The organism is Acidiphilium sp. 20-67-58 (assembly GCF_002255515.1).
In the GTDB taxonomy this organism is placed as follows: Bacteria; Pseudomonadota; Alphaproteobacteria; order Acetobacterales; family Acetobacteraceae; genus Acidiphilium.
Map to the genome: position 1 here is coordinate 36417 of NZ_NCAS01000027.1, position 15647 is coordinate 52063.

The window sequence follows — 15647 nt, forward strand, 5'->3', positions numbered from 1 at the left end:
GCTCCGTGCGCCGCGGTCAAGATCCCGCCCCATCGATCGCGTGCGCGAACCAGGCCAGCACGGACTTCTCCCGCGCCCCCCAGCGCGTCGCGTCGAGCGTTGCGAGATCGAGCGTCGTCAGCGCCGGCAGGGCGTGGCGGGGTGCGGAACGCGCGGTGACCGGCCAGTAATAGCTGTCGCCCTCGCCCTCGTGCTTGCGGATGGCCTGACCGGCGGGGCTTTCGGCAAAGGCGATGAAGGCCTTCGCCTCGCGCAGCGCGCGGCCATGCAAGCCCTTCGGCAGGACGATGACGTTCGGCAGCACGTAGGCGGGGCGCGGATAGATGACGGTGAGATCGTGATCGATGTTGTTTGCCGCGTTCACGGCGGCGGAGGACTGGACGATCGCCAGCTTGATCGTTCCGTTGCGCAGGGCGGCCAGCGTCGCGTCGTTCTTGGCGAACACCTGGAGCCCGTTGGCCTTGAGCGCGGTGATGAAGCCCTTGCCCTGCGGCCAGCCGCCCGCGTGCTTGAGCATGCCGGCGAGCGCGGGGTAGGTCGGCCCGGAAATCGCCGGATCGTTCATGCCGACGACGCCATGATAGGGCGGCGCGGCGAGATCGTCCCAGGTCGTCGGCGGCGGGAGGGTGGATGATTTGTTCATCACGAACACGCCGGCCAGTGTGAAGCCGGTGGGGACATAGGCACCGTCGGGCGGCAGCATGGAGCGGCCGGTCGCGGTCAGTTGCACCGGCGGACGCAGCCCGTGGGCCAGGAGGCCGGCCTGATCGAGCGAGACGGCGGCGGTCGCGCCGTCGAACCAGCCGATGTCCCAGTCCGGATGATGGCCCTCGGCGGTGATCCGCGCCAGCAGCGCGCCGGTCGACAGGCGGATGACGCGGACGGGGATTCCGGTTTTTTTCGTGAAGGCCTTGCCCATCGCGGGCGCGTAGTCGAGCGCGGCGTAGAGCACGAGTCCGGCGGTCGATGCGGGCCAGAGCAGAACCGCCGCGATGACGATGATGGCCACGCCGAACCCTGCCGCAATCAGCCGTCGCATCACGCTCTCCCTGCCCCGCCTGTCGGTTTCGTCAACAACACCGCCGAGCGTCTATAGGGCGGAATGCAGGCGGACAATCGGCACCGGCACGTGGCTCAAGAAGATGTCACTCGCTATGGCAAGTTTCACTGTAGTGTCATCAAATCGCGCCCCCAATGGCCGGCGCAAGGGCGGTCGGGGAGCACAGCGCCGGCCCCAACAGCCGACTTCCGCGTCTCCATGATTCCAACCGCCCGAAAAGTGCAGCCGCCGGCAATGCCCGACGCGGTTCGGATCGTGGCTCACCCCTCGAGCCACGCACGATCGCCGTCGAGGCGGAGTTGCAGAAACGGGGCGGGCACACCGCCGAACTGTGATCTGGCCAATTCCGGATGATTGGCCAGCTTCCGTCCCCGAAGCCCCCAATAATCGACGAAACTTGTCACGGAGAGATCGCCCATGACCCACCAGCTATACGCCTGAGTGGGCTCCGATGGCGGATTCGCCAGCACCAGCCCGGAGCCGTTGATTGGCCGGTACGGCCCGAACAGGGAGGGTGCGACCATGCCATACAGCCCGGTTGGCCCCACCGGCCCGCCCTGTTCGAACACGCTCGCCTGCGTCGACCAGAAGACATAGTATTGCCCGCGATATGACACGGCGTGAGGGCGCTCAAGCTCGTTGCAAACACCATCCGCCGTGATCAACGGATCCAGCAGGGTCCAGCGCATCATCGAACGATCTTCGGATCGGGCAATGCCGATCATGCCATTGTTCTTGTGCGACGATGGCTTGTACGACGCCGCGAACAGGACGTATTCGTTGCCATCAGTCGGATCACGGAAATATCCCGGGTCGCGAAACGCCTTGAGCTCGCCGGGCACGCCCTCCGCCTGATTGACGAGGGTGTAAATCCTGTCATCGCTGACAACGAATTCGTACGGCGCCGACCATTGGACGATGCACGGATATGCGCCCGACCGGTCAAGCATTCCGCTGGTCTTGAAAAGCCTCTGCTCGACGGTGAGGCGCGCCTCGCCGGCCCGGCCGGCGGCGGTGAAGAATAGTGTGACACGCCCGCTGTCCTCATCGAGGATCGCCGAACCGGACCAGTCGCGGCTGCCCGGCGCGAAACCGTTCTGGAATACCGGCCCGCCATCATGCCATGTTCCGTCGCGCAGGATCAGCAGATGTATGCGCGCATGACCATGGCGCTCGATCGGGTCCGGGAAGCGGGGAGCGGCCAGGGCAAACCACAACGTGGCCCCCGCAATGTCGACCGTCATCCCATCGCGACGGGCGAGTGGCCACATGTCCCATACGTCCATGCCGGGCAAGACCGGCACGACATCCCCTGCCCCGATGACCGGCGGCACCATGTCCTCCCGCACGGCGACCGCCGCGACATGGTCTGGACGCCACAGGCTCGGCCCGCGAGCCATTTCGACTATTTGAGTGACAGACATATTGTTTCCATTCCAAGAGCTCAGGAGCGGACGCCAGGGCGCACCAACATCGTGGACCCTGCCGCAAGGAACATCAGCACGCCGCCGAACAACAACGCGTCGGGCGCATGATCATGGAAGAGCGTGCTGTAGATCAGAGGCATCGTGATACTGAACAGGATCATCGGAATGACGATGAACATGTTGAAGATCCCCATATAGACGCCCGTGCGGGCAGCTGGGATCGAGTCCGCGAGCATGACATAGGGATTTCCCATGATGCTTCCCCATCCCAGGCCGACGCCGATCGCAGCGACGAAAAGCCAGTCGCGATCGTGGATGAAGGGGATGGCGAGCATCGTCAGGCCTGCGGCGACCAGACACAGCGCATGGACCTTGTCAGGGCCGAACCTGCGGCTGACGGGCACCATTGCGTAGGCGGCAACGGCCGCAATCAGATTGTAGAATGCGCCAATGTCGCCATTCGTCAGAACTGCGCTGCGAAACCCGCTGGATGCAGCAATATTCGTATCATATACGGTCTCGGATATTGAATAGATGACATAGCCCCAGTAGCAGCTCATCGCATACCATTGAAAAAGACTCATCAACCCCATACGGCGCATCGGGCCGGGCATTTCCCGAATGGCGCTGAATATCTCACCGAACGTCGAATGCCGTGCCTCGACCGGTGGGGCTGGCAATTCGGGGACGGCGAGAACCGACCAGAGAATGGTCGAAATCGAAACCACCGCCCCGATCACGAAGACGATATGGGTGACAACCGGTATCCCGTTGGCGGCCACCGCGTTGCGGCCGACGCCCAGGATCACCAGGACGGCTGGCGCAGCATAGGCGAGAGTTTGAGCAAGACCGGTAAAGGAACTTTGCGTGAGAAACCCCAATTCGCGCTGATCGGCCGACAGGCGGTCGGAAACATAGGCGCGGTATGGCTCCATCGTGACATTGTTGGCCGCCACCAAAATCCAGAGCAGCGCCGCAGCGACTGCGATCGAGCCGCTATAGGGCATCGCAAACAAGCAGAGGCTGCAGATAATTGCGCCGACAATAAAATACGGCACGCGACGCCCCCAACGGGTTCGCGTCCGGTCGGAGAGCGCCCCGATCAAGGGCTGCACGAGCAGGCCCGTTACCGGGCCCGCGAGATTGAGCAACGGCAACACCGCCTGACTGGCCCCGAGATAGCTGTAAATCGGGCCCATATTTCCCTGCTGCAAGCCGAAGCTGAACTGCAGACCCAAAAAGCCGAAATTCATCAATAAAATGCGCCAAAATGACAGAATTGGCTTTGACTTCTCGTCATTTGCGACTTCGGTCACGTCTCTCGTTCCACCCATATGGCCTATGCGGCCTTGTTAGAGCACGAACCGACCCCGATAGACCGGAGAGTGCTCAATCTCGTTGATAGGCAGTGCATCTTTATCCAATCCGAGAACGCCATCCGATCGGATGACACCCCAAGGATATGGCATAAACACTCGACGCCTGCAATCGATTGCACTACAGTTTGTTTGTTTGTCCGGATGAATTGGGAAACGCCATGGAAGACACGCTGGAAATCGTCGTTGCCGATATCGGCGGCACGCATGCGCGCTTCGCGCGGGCGCAGCTGCACGCAAGGAAAGTTGCGTCGCTTTCACCGCCGGTCACGCTGCAGACAAACGATTTCGCATCGCTTCGTCTCTGCTGGGAGGCCTTCGCCCGCAGCCAGGATACGCCGCTACCAAGGGACGCGAGCATCGCCGTCGCCTCGCCGGTATCCGGAGATGTCGTGAAATTGACTAACAGCTCCTGGCTGATTCAACCCGCGCATCTGCGCGACGAGCTTGGCCTCGACACAATCATCCTTCTCAATGATTTCTCTGCCGTTGGCCATGCGGTTGCACATCTTCCGCCCGAGGGGTTTTCGCATCTCACCGGCCCGGGCAGGCCGCTTCCTGAAAGCGGAGTGATCAGCGTCATCGGCCCTGGGACGAGGCTTGGGGTGTCGCATATTCTCCGCGAAGCCGGCCAGACCTTCATCGTCAGTGGCGAGGGAGGACATATCGATTTCGCGCCTCTCGACCGGTTCGAGGATTATCTGCTGACAAGACTCCGCAGCCGATATCCCCGCGTTTCAATCGAACGTGTCGTCTCGGGACCGGGACTGTCTAACATTTATCAATCCCTTGCCGAGATGGAGCGGTATCCGGTGCGTTTTGCCGACGATCGGCTGCTCTGGAATAGTGCGCTGAGCGGCGCCGACAGTCTGGCCGCCGCGGCATTGGCGCGGTTCTGCCAGTGCCTCGGGGCCGTCGCGGGTGATCTTGCGCTGGTGCACGGGGCGGGGGCGGTCGTCATCGCCGGGGGGATCGGCGCACGCCTGGCCGACTACTTGCCGAAATCCGGCTTTGCCGCGCGTTTCGCGGCGAAGGGGAGATTTGAACAGATCATGGCGGATATGCCTGTGAAACTGCTCATCCACCCGCAACCGGGGCTGTACGGCGCTGCCATGGCATTTCTCGCCGCCTCCCGGAGCACGACTGCCAAGCATCTGCAGGATCGGCGGTAATGCTCCAGGATATTGGCGGTCAGAGAGTCGTGGTCATAACAGGGGACTCCAGATGATCGGAAATTGCTTTATCATATTGATAAAACACCATATTTATCTGTTCAAATGATACTCTAGAGCATCATCCGATCAGATGGAATCATCTGATCGGATAAAGATGCTCGGTTTGTCAGTATGATAGAGCACTACATCCGATCCAAAAGGATCGGAAAGTGCTCTAGTTGGACAGTTCACCGGCCCCGCCATGGTCATCGACCGGGCGCCACATCGCCTGGGCTTTCGCCATCTCACCGGCTTCCCTGAACGCGATCCCCATCTCAAGCTCGGCCTGCGCCGGCTGCGACAAGCGACCCGAGCGGATCGCCTCTTCCATCATGTGCAGGCCCGCTTTATCGCCACCTTCGACACGGTTCCATCCGATGTTGAACAACCTCTGCTGGTCGTTGGATTTCCGCGCTTGCGCGATCGCCCCGGCCAGCGCCGCGCCCTGTCCGGCGACACGCTTCTCGACAAGGGCCTTGAGGCGCTTCTGACGGTCGAGATCGGCGCCGGTGCCCATGACCCCGCTGGCAAAGCCGTGGGTGATGATCGTCAGCGCCGCGTTATTCAGCCCCGCCTGCAACGCCTCCTGTGTCGCCAGCATATAGGCGGGTTCGGTCGCCGGAACCCCGGCCGCCTGTTGCAATCTGAAGAAATCGAGCGCCAGCCGGTCAGCATAAACCGACCTTGTCGCGAGAACGCCGAGCAGTTGGGTCCAGTTCGCCGGTGTGGGATAGGCATGGACCATCAAGGACAGGGTGCGCACATACCCTTCATTGTCCTTGGTCGCGGCATAGCAATAGGCAACCATCTGCAAGTCGGTGAGTGAGCCATGCGACCCGACCGCCTGGCCGAGTGGTGTGCACTGATTCAGCTTGAAATACGATTGCAGCAATAATTGATGATAACGCGGATCCCTGAACAGATATGCCTTGATGACACTTGCGGCATGGGCATAGTCGCCGGCCGCGTAGTAGGAACTCGCCTCGGCCTCGGCGATGACCGTCAGCTTCGGCCCCGATAATTGGCGACTGGCGACGAGCGCCGCATAATCGGCGGCGGCGGCGGCATGGTCGCCGCGTGCCGCATCGATGGCGGCGCGTATCTGCAGGATCGTGAAGCTTTCCTCGGCCGTTTTCGCGGGCACCGCTTCGGCCAGAGCAAGATCGTGCAGGGCGGCGGCGTAGCTGTGCGCGCTCAAGGCCCGCTCTGCGGCCTGCAGGGGCCTTGCGACTTGCGGGCGAAGAGCCGCGCTTGCTGACCCGCCCATCAGCATCACGATGCCCACCACGAGGGTCTTGCGAAGCGACTTCATGCACCTCTCCTATTGCGCAAACTGTTCGTTGCCGACGATGCCGATCTTGGTCACGTCGTCACGCTCGGCAATCGCCATAACGGCGATGACATCGCCGTAACTGGCGAGCTTGTTCGGGTTGACGTGAACCTCCGGCTGGTCGGCCTCGGCTGCAACCTGCCTGAATTTCGCGTCCAGCGTGGCGAGGTTCGGCACCACAGCGCCGTTCCAGTAGATCGTTCCGTCAAAGTCGATATCCACCTGAACGACCGGCGGCGGGGACGTCGGCGGTGGCGGGTTTCCGTTCGGCAGGTTGAGATTGACGGAGTGCAGTTGAATGGGAATCGTGATGATCAGCATGATCAGCAACACCAGCATCACGTCGATCAAGGGCGTGGTGTTGATATCCACCATTTCTTCGGGATCGTCACCCGAGCCGAGATTCATCGCCATGGCTTAGCTCCCTGCGTTCGTGCCGGTGGGGTCGGTGACGAAATTCACCTTCGTGATACCCACCTGCTGGCAGATAAACAGGATCCGCCCGACCGACTTGTATTGTGCGTTTTCATCACCGCGGATCACGACGGCCGGCTGCGGATTCTCGCGTGCGATCTTGATCATGTCCGCGCGCAGCGTCGCGACATCCGGGAGCAGTTGCTGGTTCCAGTAAATCGCGCCCTTGCGATCGACCGAAATGTTGATGTTTTCCGGCTTGGTTTGAAGCGGCTGATTTTTTTCATGCGGGAGATGGACGGGAACGGTGTGCGTGACGACGGGGATGGTGATGAGGAAGATGATCAGCAGCACGAAGAGCATTTTCTTGGCGAATTTCCGCACGAGATCCATCGACCTCTTGTTCCGCCGCACAAGGAAATTGTACCCGAGCACGGCAGGGACCGCGACCGCGAGACCGATGGCGGTCATGATCAGCGCCTCGCCCACCGGGCCGGCCACCTTGTCGATGCTCGCCTGTCCGGCGATGCCGATTGCCGTCAGCGCGTGATAGATGCCCCAGACCGTGCCGAAAAGCCCGACGAACGGCGCCGTCGAACCAACGGTGCCCAGCAGTGCAAGCCCGTCTTGCAGGCGGCTTTGCACCCCTGCAACGCCGTCCTCGATCGACGAGGTCGCGAAGCTGTGCAGATCGATTTTACCCAGCAGGCCCGGATGTTTGTCGAGCGAGTCGACGCCTGTCTGGGCGACATAGTGAAAGGCTGTGCCTTTCTTCATGGTCTCGGTCGCGAGGCGGACGGAACCTGCATTCCAGAAGCCCGCGTCGATCGCCTTCCCGTCGCGGAACAGGCGAGACTGCGCGAATGCCTTGGTAATCAGCACATACCAGCTGCTCATCGACATGATGACCAGGATCAGCAACGTGCCGCGCGCGACGAAATCGCCATGGGCCCACAGCGCTCCCAGCCCATAGGGATTTGCGACGCTGGTTAACTGCGGCTGGCGGGTGGCCGGCGGTGCGACGGGCGGGGCTGGCGGGGCCCCCTGGGCGCCACTGTTGGCCGCTGGGGCCATTGCGGATGCACCGGTGCCGGTGGCCGAGGTCGCCGGCGCAGGTGCGGGCGTGCTCGCGGGCGCAGCGGCAGAGGCGGGAACGGGGGTTGGGCTGGACGCGGAACTCTGGGCGTGCGCCACAGTCAGCCCCGAACAGAGGAGAAACATCGGCTCAAGTCGGAAAAGATTATGCTTGTTTGACATCGTCGTCACCTAAACTTGTCTGTTGAGAAATCCGGACACGCCGGGGATCAATTCGCCCTGAATTCAAAAGGAGCACGCACCGTCACCGTCTGCCCCTGGCCGCGGCACGACAGCATTCCGATACCTTGCAGTGCGAGCCTGTTGATTCCGGGGAAAGTCGAGGACACGACATGGGGGTTGGAGACCCCGCCACTCGTCGTCACCGAAAACTCGACGACCACGCTTGCGCGGTTGATGCCTTCCGAATCGGAGATTCTCTGGAATGCGTTGGACAATGCCTGAGCGACGCGCCCGATATTCGGGCAGACGACGCCAATGCTCACAGGATGCGGCTTGGCCGGCGCGGGCGCTGGCGCGGGCTTGATCGTGGTCGGGGCCGTGGGCTTGGCGGAGGATGTCACGGCGAACACCGGCTTTTGCCGCGGCGGCTGTTGTATCTGGACGATTGGCGGCGGAATGTAGGGCGGGGGCGGCGCACTCAGCACAGGCGGCGGCGGCGGTGTCGGCTCTGCCGGCGGCGGGGGCGGCGGAGAGGCTTTCACAATCTTGATTTCCAGCGGCTTCTTGATCAGATCGACCGCACTCGTGGCCAGGCCCGAGACAAGGGCATAGACCAGGAAGACATGCAGCACGATGACCATGCCGATACCAATTGCCTTGTTTCGGCTTAGCGGAACGTTGTCGCCAAACTCCATAGCCAATCTCTCCAGAGAGGTGGCCCGCGAGGGCGGGTTTTGTAAAATGCCCCGCGCGCCGCACCGGAATCGCTCTATCCGGCCTGGATCATGGAACATTCAAAAGGGAGGCCAGGTTGCTCGTGAACCTGGCCGCCTTTTCACAACATCATGTTATGTCAGAAATTATAGTGGAGAGAGGCCTGAACCGTCCGGCCATTGAAGGCGCGGGCAGCCGCGGCGGACGCGCCGCTGATATTGTCAAGCTCCGAATAAGCAATCGAATTCGTGACGTTGCTGGCGGTAAGCATCGCCTGCAGCTTGGGTGTCACGTGGTAGGTCACGAACAGATTGAGGAGCGCATAGCCCGGCATGACGATGGTGTTCTGGTCATTGCCGTAGGACGACGTCGTGCCGATCAGATTTCCCCCGACAGTGAGCTTCCGATAGGTGTAGGAGGGCGAAATCTGGAAGATCCATTCCGCCTGACGCTGGGGCGTCATGCCGCGCGCTCCGGCCTCGTTCGTCGAGGTGATGCGCGCATGGGTGTAGGTCGCACCGGCCCGGACCTGGAAGCCGCGATAGACATAGCCCAGCTCGATTTCGGAGCCGTATGAGTGGTATTTGTTGGCCGAGGCGACCTGGGTTGTCACGTCGTAATTGGACTCCGACGTGTAGGCATCGAACAGCGTGACGAAGGCGTTGAGGTTGCCGTAGCGCCCTTTGACGCCGCCTTCATACTGCTTGACTTCGTTGATCGGGATGGGTGCCGAACCGTTCAGGGTGTTCTGGCCGGGATTAATGATGCGGTCCGCGTTGAAGGACACGCCATCGCTCACGCGGCCGAACACCGCGAGATTGTGGTTGAATTCGTAGTTCGAACCGATCGAGTAGGATGTGTGCCGAACCGAGTAGTTCACATTGTACTGGTTGGCCGCCAGGTATCGATACGACCCATTGCTGAGCACGGCGCCATTGAACCAGCCGCTCGCGTTCTGGATGTCTTCACGGACGCTGGCATCGCTGGTCAACTTGCCGAACGCCCATCCAACATCGAGATAGGGCGAGGTCGTCACGTATGACACGTGATAGGTTCGGTCACAGCATCCGCCGAAGCCGCTGCCGATCCCGCCAATCGATGTGGTCGAGTTGAGGAGAGCGACGTTCCCCTGATCGATTCCCATCAGGTAGGAGTTGAAATTCCACACCAGATCGAGGTTCTGGCTGGCGACATAAAGGCCGGCCGTAGGGGTAAAGGTTCCAAGCGCCCCAGCATTGAAGCTCTTTGAAACCTTCAGGTCATTGGCAATGTTGCCCAGATTGTTCAGCCGGGTATCGAATGCCACGGTGGAGTAGGCCGTGCCGCTAAAGGTCTGCCCGACATTGGGGCCCGTAACCCATGTGGCTCCGGCAACGGTCGAGCCGTTATTCGCGGGATATATGCCCATGAACCCGCCGCGGATCGCCGCGTAACGGAAATTGTCGCTGACGTTTATGCCATTCTCGAACGTCTTCGATAGCTGGAAGCCGATCGACGCGTTCTTTGCCTGGAATCCAGAGTTGAAATTGGTCGCAGAATAGGTGTTGTTCGAGTTCAGCGTTACGTCTTGCCCCAGATTGGGCGAGTAGAAGCTGAATGTCCGGGGGTCGATCCCCGGGATCGCCTGGATCGATCCGTTGACGGTCGTCACCGGCACAGGCAGGGCGGTCGGCCCCTGATCGTCAAGATAGCCAAAATTGACCCGGATGTAGCCGCCCTTGATGTCATGCGTGAAATTGCCGTGGATCTGGCCGCCATGGGAAATCCCATCCACCGCATTCCGCGATCCGCCCTGCCCGTAATGATAGAAGCCGGCGATCTCGAAACGGTTGTTGGCGTTGATGGGGCCGCCATAATTGAAGTCGAGACGGTTCTCGTTGTAGCCAAGCCCCGTCGTGAAGCCGACGGACGCGTTGGGCATTTCGCCGGTTCTCGAGATGAAGTTTATGATGCCGCCCGGCGCGTTGGTTGCCAACGTGGACCCCGTGCCGCCGCGCACCACCTGCACCTGGCTCAGCAGGCCATCGATCCGCTCGAAGGAATCCGGCGTGGCAAAGGCGATGTCACCGAAATCGAGAATGGGGAGACCATCCTGTTCCATCGCCACATAGCGCATGCCGCCCGCCGAGATCGGCAGGCCGCGCACGGTGATGTTCGCATTCGAGTCGCCCCCGGTCGACTGGGACTGAATGCCGGGCACGTTGCGCAAGACGTCGGACGCACTGGTGGCCCCGGATGTGCGGATCTGAGTCGCGTTGAGCGTGCTGACCGACACGCTCGACTTCATCTTGGTAACCTTGTGCGCCGTTCCGGTAACAATGATCTTGTTGAGGCTGAGGGGCGCGCTATCGGTCGCGGTTTGCGCGGAGGCGACCCCGAAGGAGCCAAGGGCCAAAAACACGGCCGCACCGGACATATATCGGGATTTCAGCGTCTTCCTTTTGGGGCACGCGAAATTTTCCATGGTCGCACCTCTCCTGCTGTTTGAACGCCGCAAAATGGCCGCGTTTGTTTATTGACCTCCTCTTATCTAACACAACAATCGATTGCAAGATAATTTCGGACAGAAAATGCCTTATTAATTAGGCACTTGTCCAAAAACTCGGAAATTTACGCAAACGTTTGCACAACGCCTTTCCGATCAGGCTGTCGCAAGCTTTCCCCGGCGGCGGCGCGGACGAGGTGCAACACTTGCGCCGCAGGATGCACGGACGATCAGACGCACCGGCACGATGCTGGAACGCACCTCTTCCCCCGCCATCCGCTTGAAGAGCTTGCTCACCATCAGGCGGGCCCCGGCCGCCAGATCCTGGTGAACTGTCGTCAGGGCGGGCGTGTAGGCCGCAGCCAGCATCAGGTCATCGAACCCGACGACCGCAACGTCGCGCGGGACATTCAGACCATGACGATCGAAGATGTTGATCGCGGCACCCGCCAGCTGGTCGGACGCGGCGAACACCGCATCACATGGCGTCCCTTTGGCGAGGAATTCGCTGATCGCGACGTGGCTCCCCGCTTTCCTGAACGTCACGCGGCACTCTAGGGCAGGATCCAGGCTCACGCCGGCCTTGGCGAGAGCCTCATGATAGCCGTCGAAACGCGCGGCCACTTCCGGCAGTTCACGGTCGCCGAAAAAGGCGATTCGACGATGGCCGAGTGCGAGCAGGTGCTCGACCGCCATCCTCGCCCCGGCGCGGTTATCGGACCCCACGGTTATGTAGGACTCATCCCCCATATTGGCGCCCCAGACCACCAGCGGCTTGTAGCGCTGGGCCATCGCCTTGATCTGCGCGTGCTGATTGCTCTGCCCGATGAGCAGGATGCCGTCGCTGCGCCGTTCGTTCACCAGATTGGCGAGCCCGTTCGGTTCGGCGGCGCCGATTTTTCGCAGCAGGAGATCATAGCCGCGATCGGCCAGCTCATCGGCCAGGAAGCCTAACATTTCAAGGAAAAACGGATCCGATATCCCCTGATCGACTTCATGGTGCAAAGGAACGGCGACGGTAATTGTGCCGGTTCTTTGCAGCCTCAGGTTCCGGGCCGTGTTGTCGACCGTATAGCCGACAGCTTCTGCAATTTCGCGAATTCTCTCGCGTGTCGCCTGGCTGATGAGCGTACTGCCCCGCAATGCCCGTGAGACAGTCGCCTCGGAGACGCCGGCAAGACGGGCGATATCAGACATTTTTCTTGACACGTAAGCGTTACCCTATTTCGTTTTTCCACACGATTGCAGTGGGCACTGCCAACCAGGCCCGGCGCCGGGCGGCGCCCACCCGGAAGCGGATCCGGAACAGGAGCGCTCCACGCGCATGACCTCGGATTTCAATAGCACCGCGGTGTCCACTATGTCGAAATGCCCCCTGCCGATGCAAAGGGCGCTCGGAACCGAGGGGCCAGCAACCCACATGACACGAGCGAGGGCGCAGGAGCATCATCTGATCAGATGATGCTCTATGGCTTTGATTTGAGTAATCTCCCGATCTTGTCAGCATCTTCGGCCGTTGCGGGATTGTAGATCACCATGGTGAGATCGGGCCGACCGTCTACCGCGAACCCCGAGAACTCCATCGAGAGCGGACCGGCGAGAGGATGATGCAAGATTTTCACGCCATCGCCGTGCGCTTGCACATCGTTGTCGGCCCACAATGCCGCGAATTCGGGGCTGGTCGCACTCAGCTCATCGACAAGTGACTGGACGTCACGTGCCGCGCCGGCGCGGGCCACATCCGCGCGGAACGACGCCACCACATAGCGCGCAACGCTTTCCCAGTTGGATTGGGCTGCTCGAACGCGCGAATCACGGAACATCATGCGCAACACATTGCGTTGCCCGTCGGGCAGCGTGCTGTAGTCGGTCATCACCGCGGCGGCGGCCTTGTTCCAGGCAATCACGTCCCAGGTCGCCGTCCGGATGAAAGCGGGGCTATGGTCGAGCGTGTCGAGCACGCGTTGCAAGCGTGGGGTGATCCCTTCAGGCGCATGATAGCGGGCTTCCGGCAGCCTGCCCAACCCAATCAGAAACAGGTGTTCGCGCTCGATATCGGTCAGCATCATGGCGCGGGCGATGCGGTCCAGCACATCGGCGGAGGGGGCTCCGCCGCGCCCCTGCTCCAACCAAGTGTACCAGGTGGTGCTCACATTCGCGCGCTGCGCCACTTCTTCCCGGCGTAGCCCCGGTGTGCGCCGCCGTACCGGCGTAAAGCCGAAAGCGGCAGGATCGAGCCTCGCGCGACGGTCCTTCAGATAATTTCCAAGCGCGTTCGTGCCCATTATCCTGTTGGTCATTATACCATTATAGAATCACTACTTTACCCCGATAAATGGTCTAGCGATATCTTTCCTGTTTTAACAGGAGGGGTCTCATGCGTGTGTTCGTCACCGGTGCTTCCGGCTTTATCGGCACCGCCACAACCAGGGAATTGATCGGGAACGGGCACGAGGTGCTCGGCCTCGCCCGCTCCGACGATAATGCAAAGGCGCTTGAGGCTTTGGGCGCTGAAGTTCATCGCGGTTCCCTTGAAGACCTCGAGAGCTTGCGCAAAGGTGCCAAGGAAACGGATGGCACCATCCATCTTGCCTTCATTCACGATTTCTCGAAATTCGCGGAGAACGGAAAGATCGATAAACACGCCATCGATGCGATGGGCGACGTTCTGGCCGGATCAGACAAACCTTTCATTGTTACCTCCGGGACGTTGCTTGTGGCGCCGGGACGGCTCGCCACGGAACAGGATGCCGTGATGCCAGGCTTGCCGCGCGTGTCCGAAGCCTCAGGTCTGGCCCTCGCTGCGCGCGGCGTGCGCGCCATGGCGATACGCCTGCCGCAGGTGCATGGCGCCGATGGCAGATGCGGCTTGGTCAACTACCTTCTCAATATCGCGCAGGAGAAAGGTTTTTCCGCCTATATTGGCGATGGTAGCAACCGTTGGTCCGGCGCACACAGGTTGGATGTGGCGAGATTATACCGGCTGGCGCTGGAGAAAGGCCGGGCCGGTACCAGCTATCACGCCGTCGCGGATGAGGGTGTGACGGCACGCGACATTGCAGAGATTATTGGTCGCCATCTGCGATTACCGGTTGTCTCGATCCCGCAGGAAGAGGCCGCCGCTCATTTCGGTGTGATGGCGATGTTCGCTGGAATGGATGGCGCTGCCTCAAGTGCGCTCACGCAGCAATGGCTGGGATGGAAGCCTACCCAGATCGGTCTGATCGCCGATATCAGCAGGCCGGGTTATTTTGATGTTTGACCTGCCTCAGACGCCGGCCATAGTTGCCATCTCCCGATGCAGACACAGCCGCTAGAGCATCACCCGACCATACGGAATCATCAAGCCGGATAAAGATGCTCGGTTTATCAGCATGATAGAGCTCTAATACCGTGTCTCGCTGATCGCGACCCATAGTATCGGGTCTTTGCGTTCGCGCGCGCCGCCCGCCAACCCGCATACATACCCAATCTCATGAGTCAAGGCTTATGAGATTGGGTATAAATCCGAACCAGAAGGATCGGAAAGTGCTCCAAACACCGAAGCCGGCGACAGGGCAATCTCAAAATCGTCGACGGCCGCACATCCAGCATATCCCTGTCACCCTCGATTGACGACACGATACGCCGAGGCATATACACGTTTTCGTGACACGCTATATAACTTAACTAAAAGTTGCATTCGACTTTCTCTTTTCTCAATCGTAAGGACCTTGAAAATTGAAGCATCGTTCTGCCTTGCGGATGCTCGCGCTGACCGCCGTTGCCACCACGTCTTTGCTCGCCGCCACGCAAGCGGCTTTTGCATCGCGCGAACTCGCTCATATCGGTGCCTGGTCGGCCGAAATGGGGGGCAATAGCCCGTCACAGAAATTTTGCGTGATGAAAGAAACCTTCAGGGATGGTGGCGCGTTCGGATTCCGGTTCGACCATGCTGGGGTACATATGTATGCCTACAAGCCGCAGTGGCATCTGTCCGGAAAAGGCAAAAATCTGCAAATGATTGTAAACGTCAATGGCGTTGATTCCAGTCAATCTGCGCGTGTCGCCACACAGCATTTGGTCAAGACGGATAATATCAGCGAGAAGACTTTTGACTCGCTCATGAACAGCAAGCGCGCACATTTGCGAATCATGTTCACCCATCCGGTGACTTGGACCCTCAATATGAATGGGGCCCGACAGATCGCCGGAGTTATGGATCGCTGCGTACATCAGCAAGGCGTCTAGAGCATCATCCGATCAGATGGAGTCATCTGATCGGATAAGGATGCTCTAGGCTCTGGACTCAACTGATCCAAGATGTGACGGCGAGGACAAGGCAAATACCAGCGAGGAAATTTCGTGCGGTTTTGTCATATCGTGTGGCG

Annotated in this window: 13 protein-coding genes; 3 read left to right on the plus strand and 10 right to left on the minus strand. The window is 60.5% G+C overall.

Annotation, left to right across the window (positions count from 1 at the left end):
• Nucleotides 1-16 precede the first annotated feature (16 nt).
• From B7Z76_RS11635 to B7Z76_RS11645, 3 genes are all read right to left on the minus strand, one after another.
• Complete coding sequence (locus tag B7Z76_RS11635) at nt 17-1039, minus strand: ABC transporter substrate-binding protein (RefSeq protein ID WP_291344086.1); 1023 nt, start codon at nt 1037-1039, stop codon at nt 17-19.
• A gap of 281 nt (nt 1040-1320) precedes the next feature.
• Nucleotides 1321-2397, minus strand: coding sequence for a glycoside hydrolase family 68 protein (locus B7Z76_RS11640; protein ID WP_291344088.1), 1077 nt, complete (start codon nt 2395-2397; stop codon nt 1321-1323).
• A gap of 107 nt (nt 2398-2504) precedes the next feature.
• Nucleotides 2505-3803, minus strand: coding sequence for an MFS transporter (locus B7Z76_RS11645; protein ID WP_291344090.1), 1299 nt, complete (start codon nt 3801-3803; stop codon nt 2505-2507).
• 221 nt (nt 3804-4024) lie between these two features.
• Here B7Z76_RS11645 and glk point away from each other — a divergent pair, with 221 nt between their 5' ends.
• Nucleotides 4025-5035 carry a glucokinase gene (glk, locus tag B7Z76_RS11650; protein ID WP_291344092.1) on the plus strand — a complete coding sequence of 337 codons (1011 nt, stop codon included), beginning with the start codon at nt 4025-4027 and terminating at the stop codon, nt 5033-5035.
• Nucleotides 5036-5252: 217 nt separating this feature from the next.
• Here glk and B7Z76_RS11655 read toward each other — a convergent pair whose 3' ends face one another.
• From B7Z76_RS11655 to B7Z76_RS11685, 7 genes are all read right to left on the minus strand, one after another.
• A complete protein-coding gene (locus tag B7Z76_RS11655) occupies nt 5253-6365 on the minus strand; it encodes a hypothetical protein (protein ID WP_291344094.1) in 1113 nt (370 codons plus the stop codon).
• Between the two features lie 33 nt (nt 6366-6398).
• Nucleotides 6399-6821, minus strand: a complete 423-nt coding sequence (locus tag B7Z76_RS11660; RefSeq protein WP_291344096.1) for a biopolymer transporter ExbD — start codon at nt 6819-6821, stop codon at nt 6399-6401.
• Nucleotides 6822-6824: 3 nt separating this feature from the next.
• A complete protein-coding gene (locus B7Z76_RS11665; protein WP_291344098.1) occupies nt 6825-8042 on the minus strand; it encodes a MotA/TolQ/ExbB proton channel family protein in 1218 nt (405 codons plus the stop codon).
• A gap of 83 nt (nt 8043-8125) precedes the next feature.
• Nucleotides 8126-8773, minus strand: coding sequence for a hypothetical protein (locus tag B7Z76_RS11670; RefSeq protein WP_291344100.1), 648 nt, complete (start codon nt 8771-8773; stop codon nt 8126-8128).
• 158 nt (nt 8774-8931) lie between these two features.
• On the minus strand, nt 8932-11256 hold the full coding sequence (locus B7Z76_RS11675) for a TonB-dependent siderophore receptor (protein WP_291344102.1): 2325 nt from the start codon (nt 11254-11256) through the stop codon (nt 8932-8934).
• A gap of 177 nt (nt 11257-11433) precedes the next feature.
• On the minus strand, nt 11434-12474 hold the full coding sequence (locus B7Z76_RS11680; RefSeq protein WP_291344104.1) for a LacI family DNA-binding transcriptional regulator: 1041 nt from the start codon (nt 12472-12474) through the stop codon (nt 11434-11436).
• A gap of 269 nt (nt 12475-12743) precedes the next feature.
• Nucleotides 12744-13577, minus strand: a complete 834-nt coding sequence (locus tag B7Z76_RS11685) for a helix-turn-helix transcriptional regulator (protein ID WP_291344106.1) — start codon at nt 13575-13577, stop codon at nt 12744-12746.
• Nucleotides 13578-13654: 77 nt separating this feature from the next.
• Between B7Z76_RS11685 and B7Z76_RS11690 the strand changes: the two genes are divergently transcribed.
• Nucleotides 13655-14539, plus strand: a complete 885-nt coding sequence (locus B7Z76_RS11690) for an SDR family oxidoreductase (protein ID WP_174504092.1) — start codon at nt 13655-13657, stop codon at nt 14537-14539.
• Nucleotides 14540-15021: 482 nt separating this feature from the next.
• Nucleotides 15022-15507, plus strand: coding sequence for a hypothetical protein (locus B7Z76_RS11695; RefSeq protein ID WP_291344108.1), 486 nt, complete (start codon nt 15022-15024; stop codon nt 15505-15507).
• Nucleotides 15508-15647: the final 140 nt, after the last annotated feature.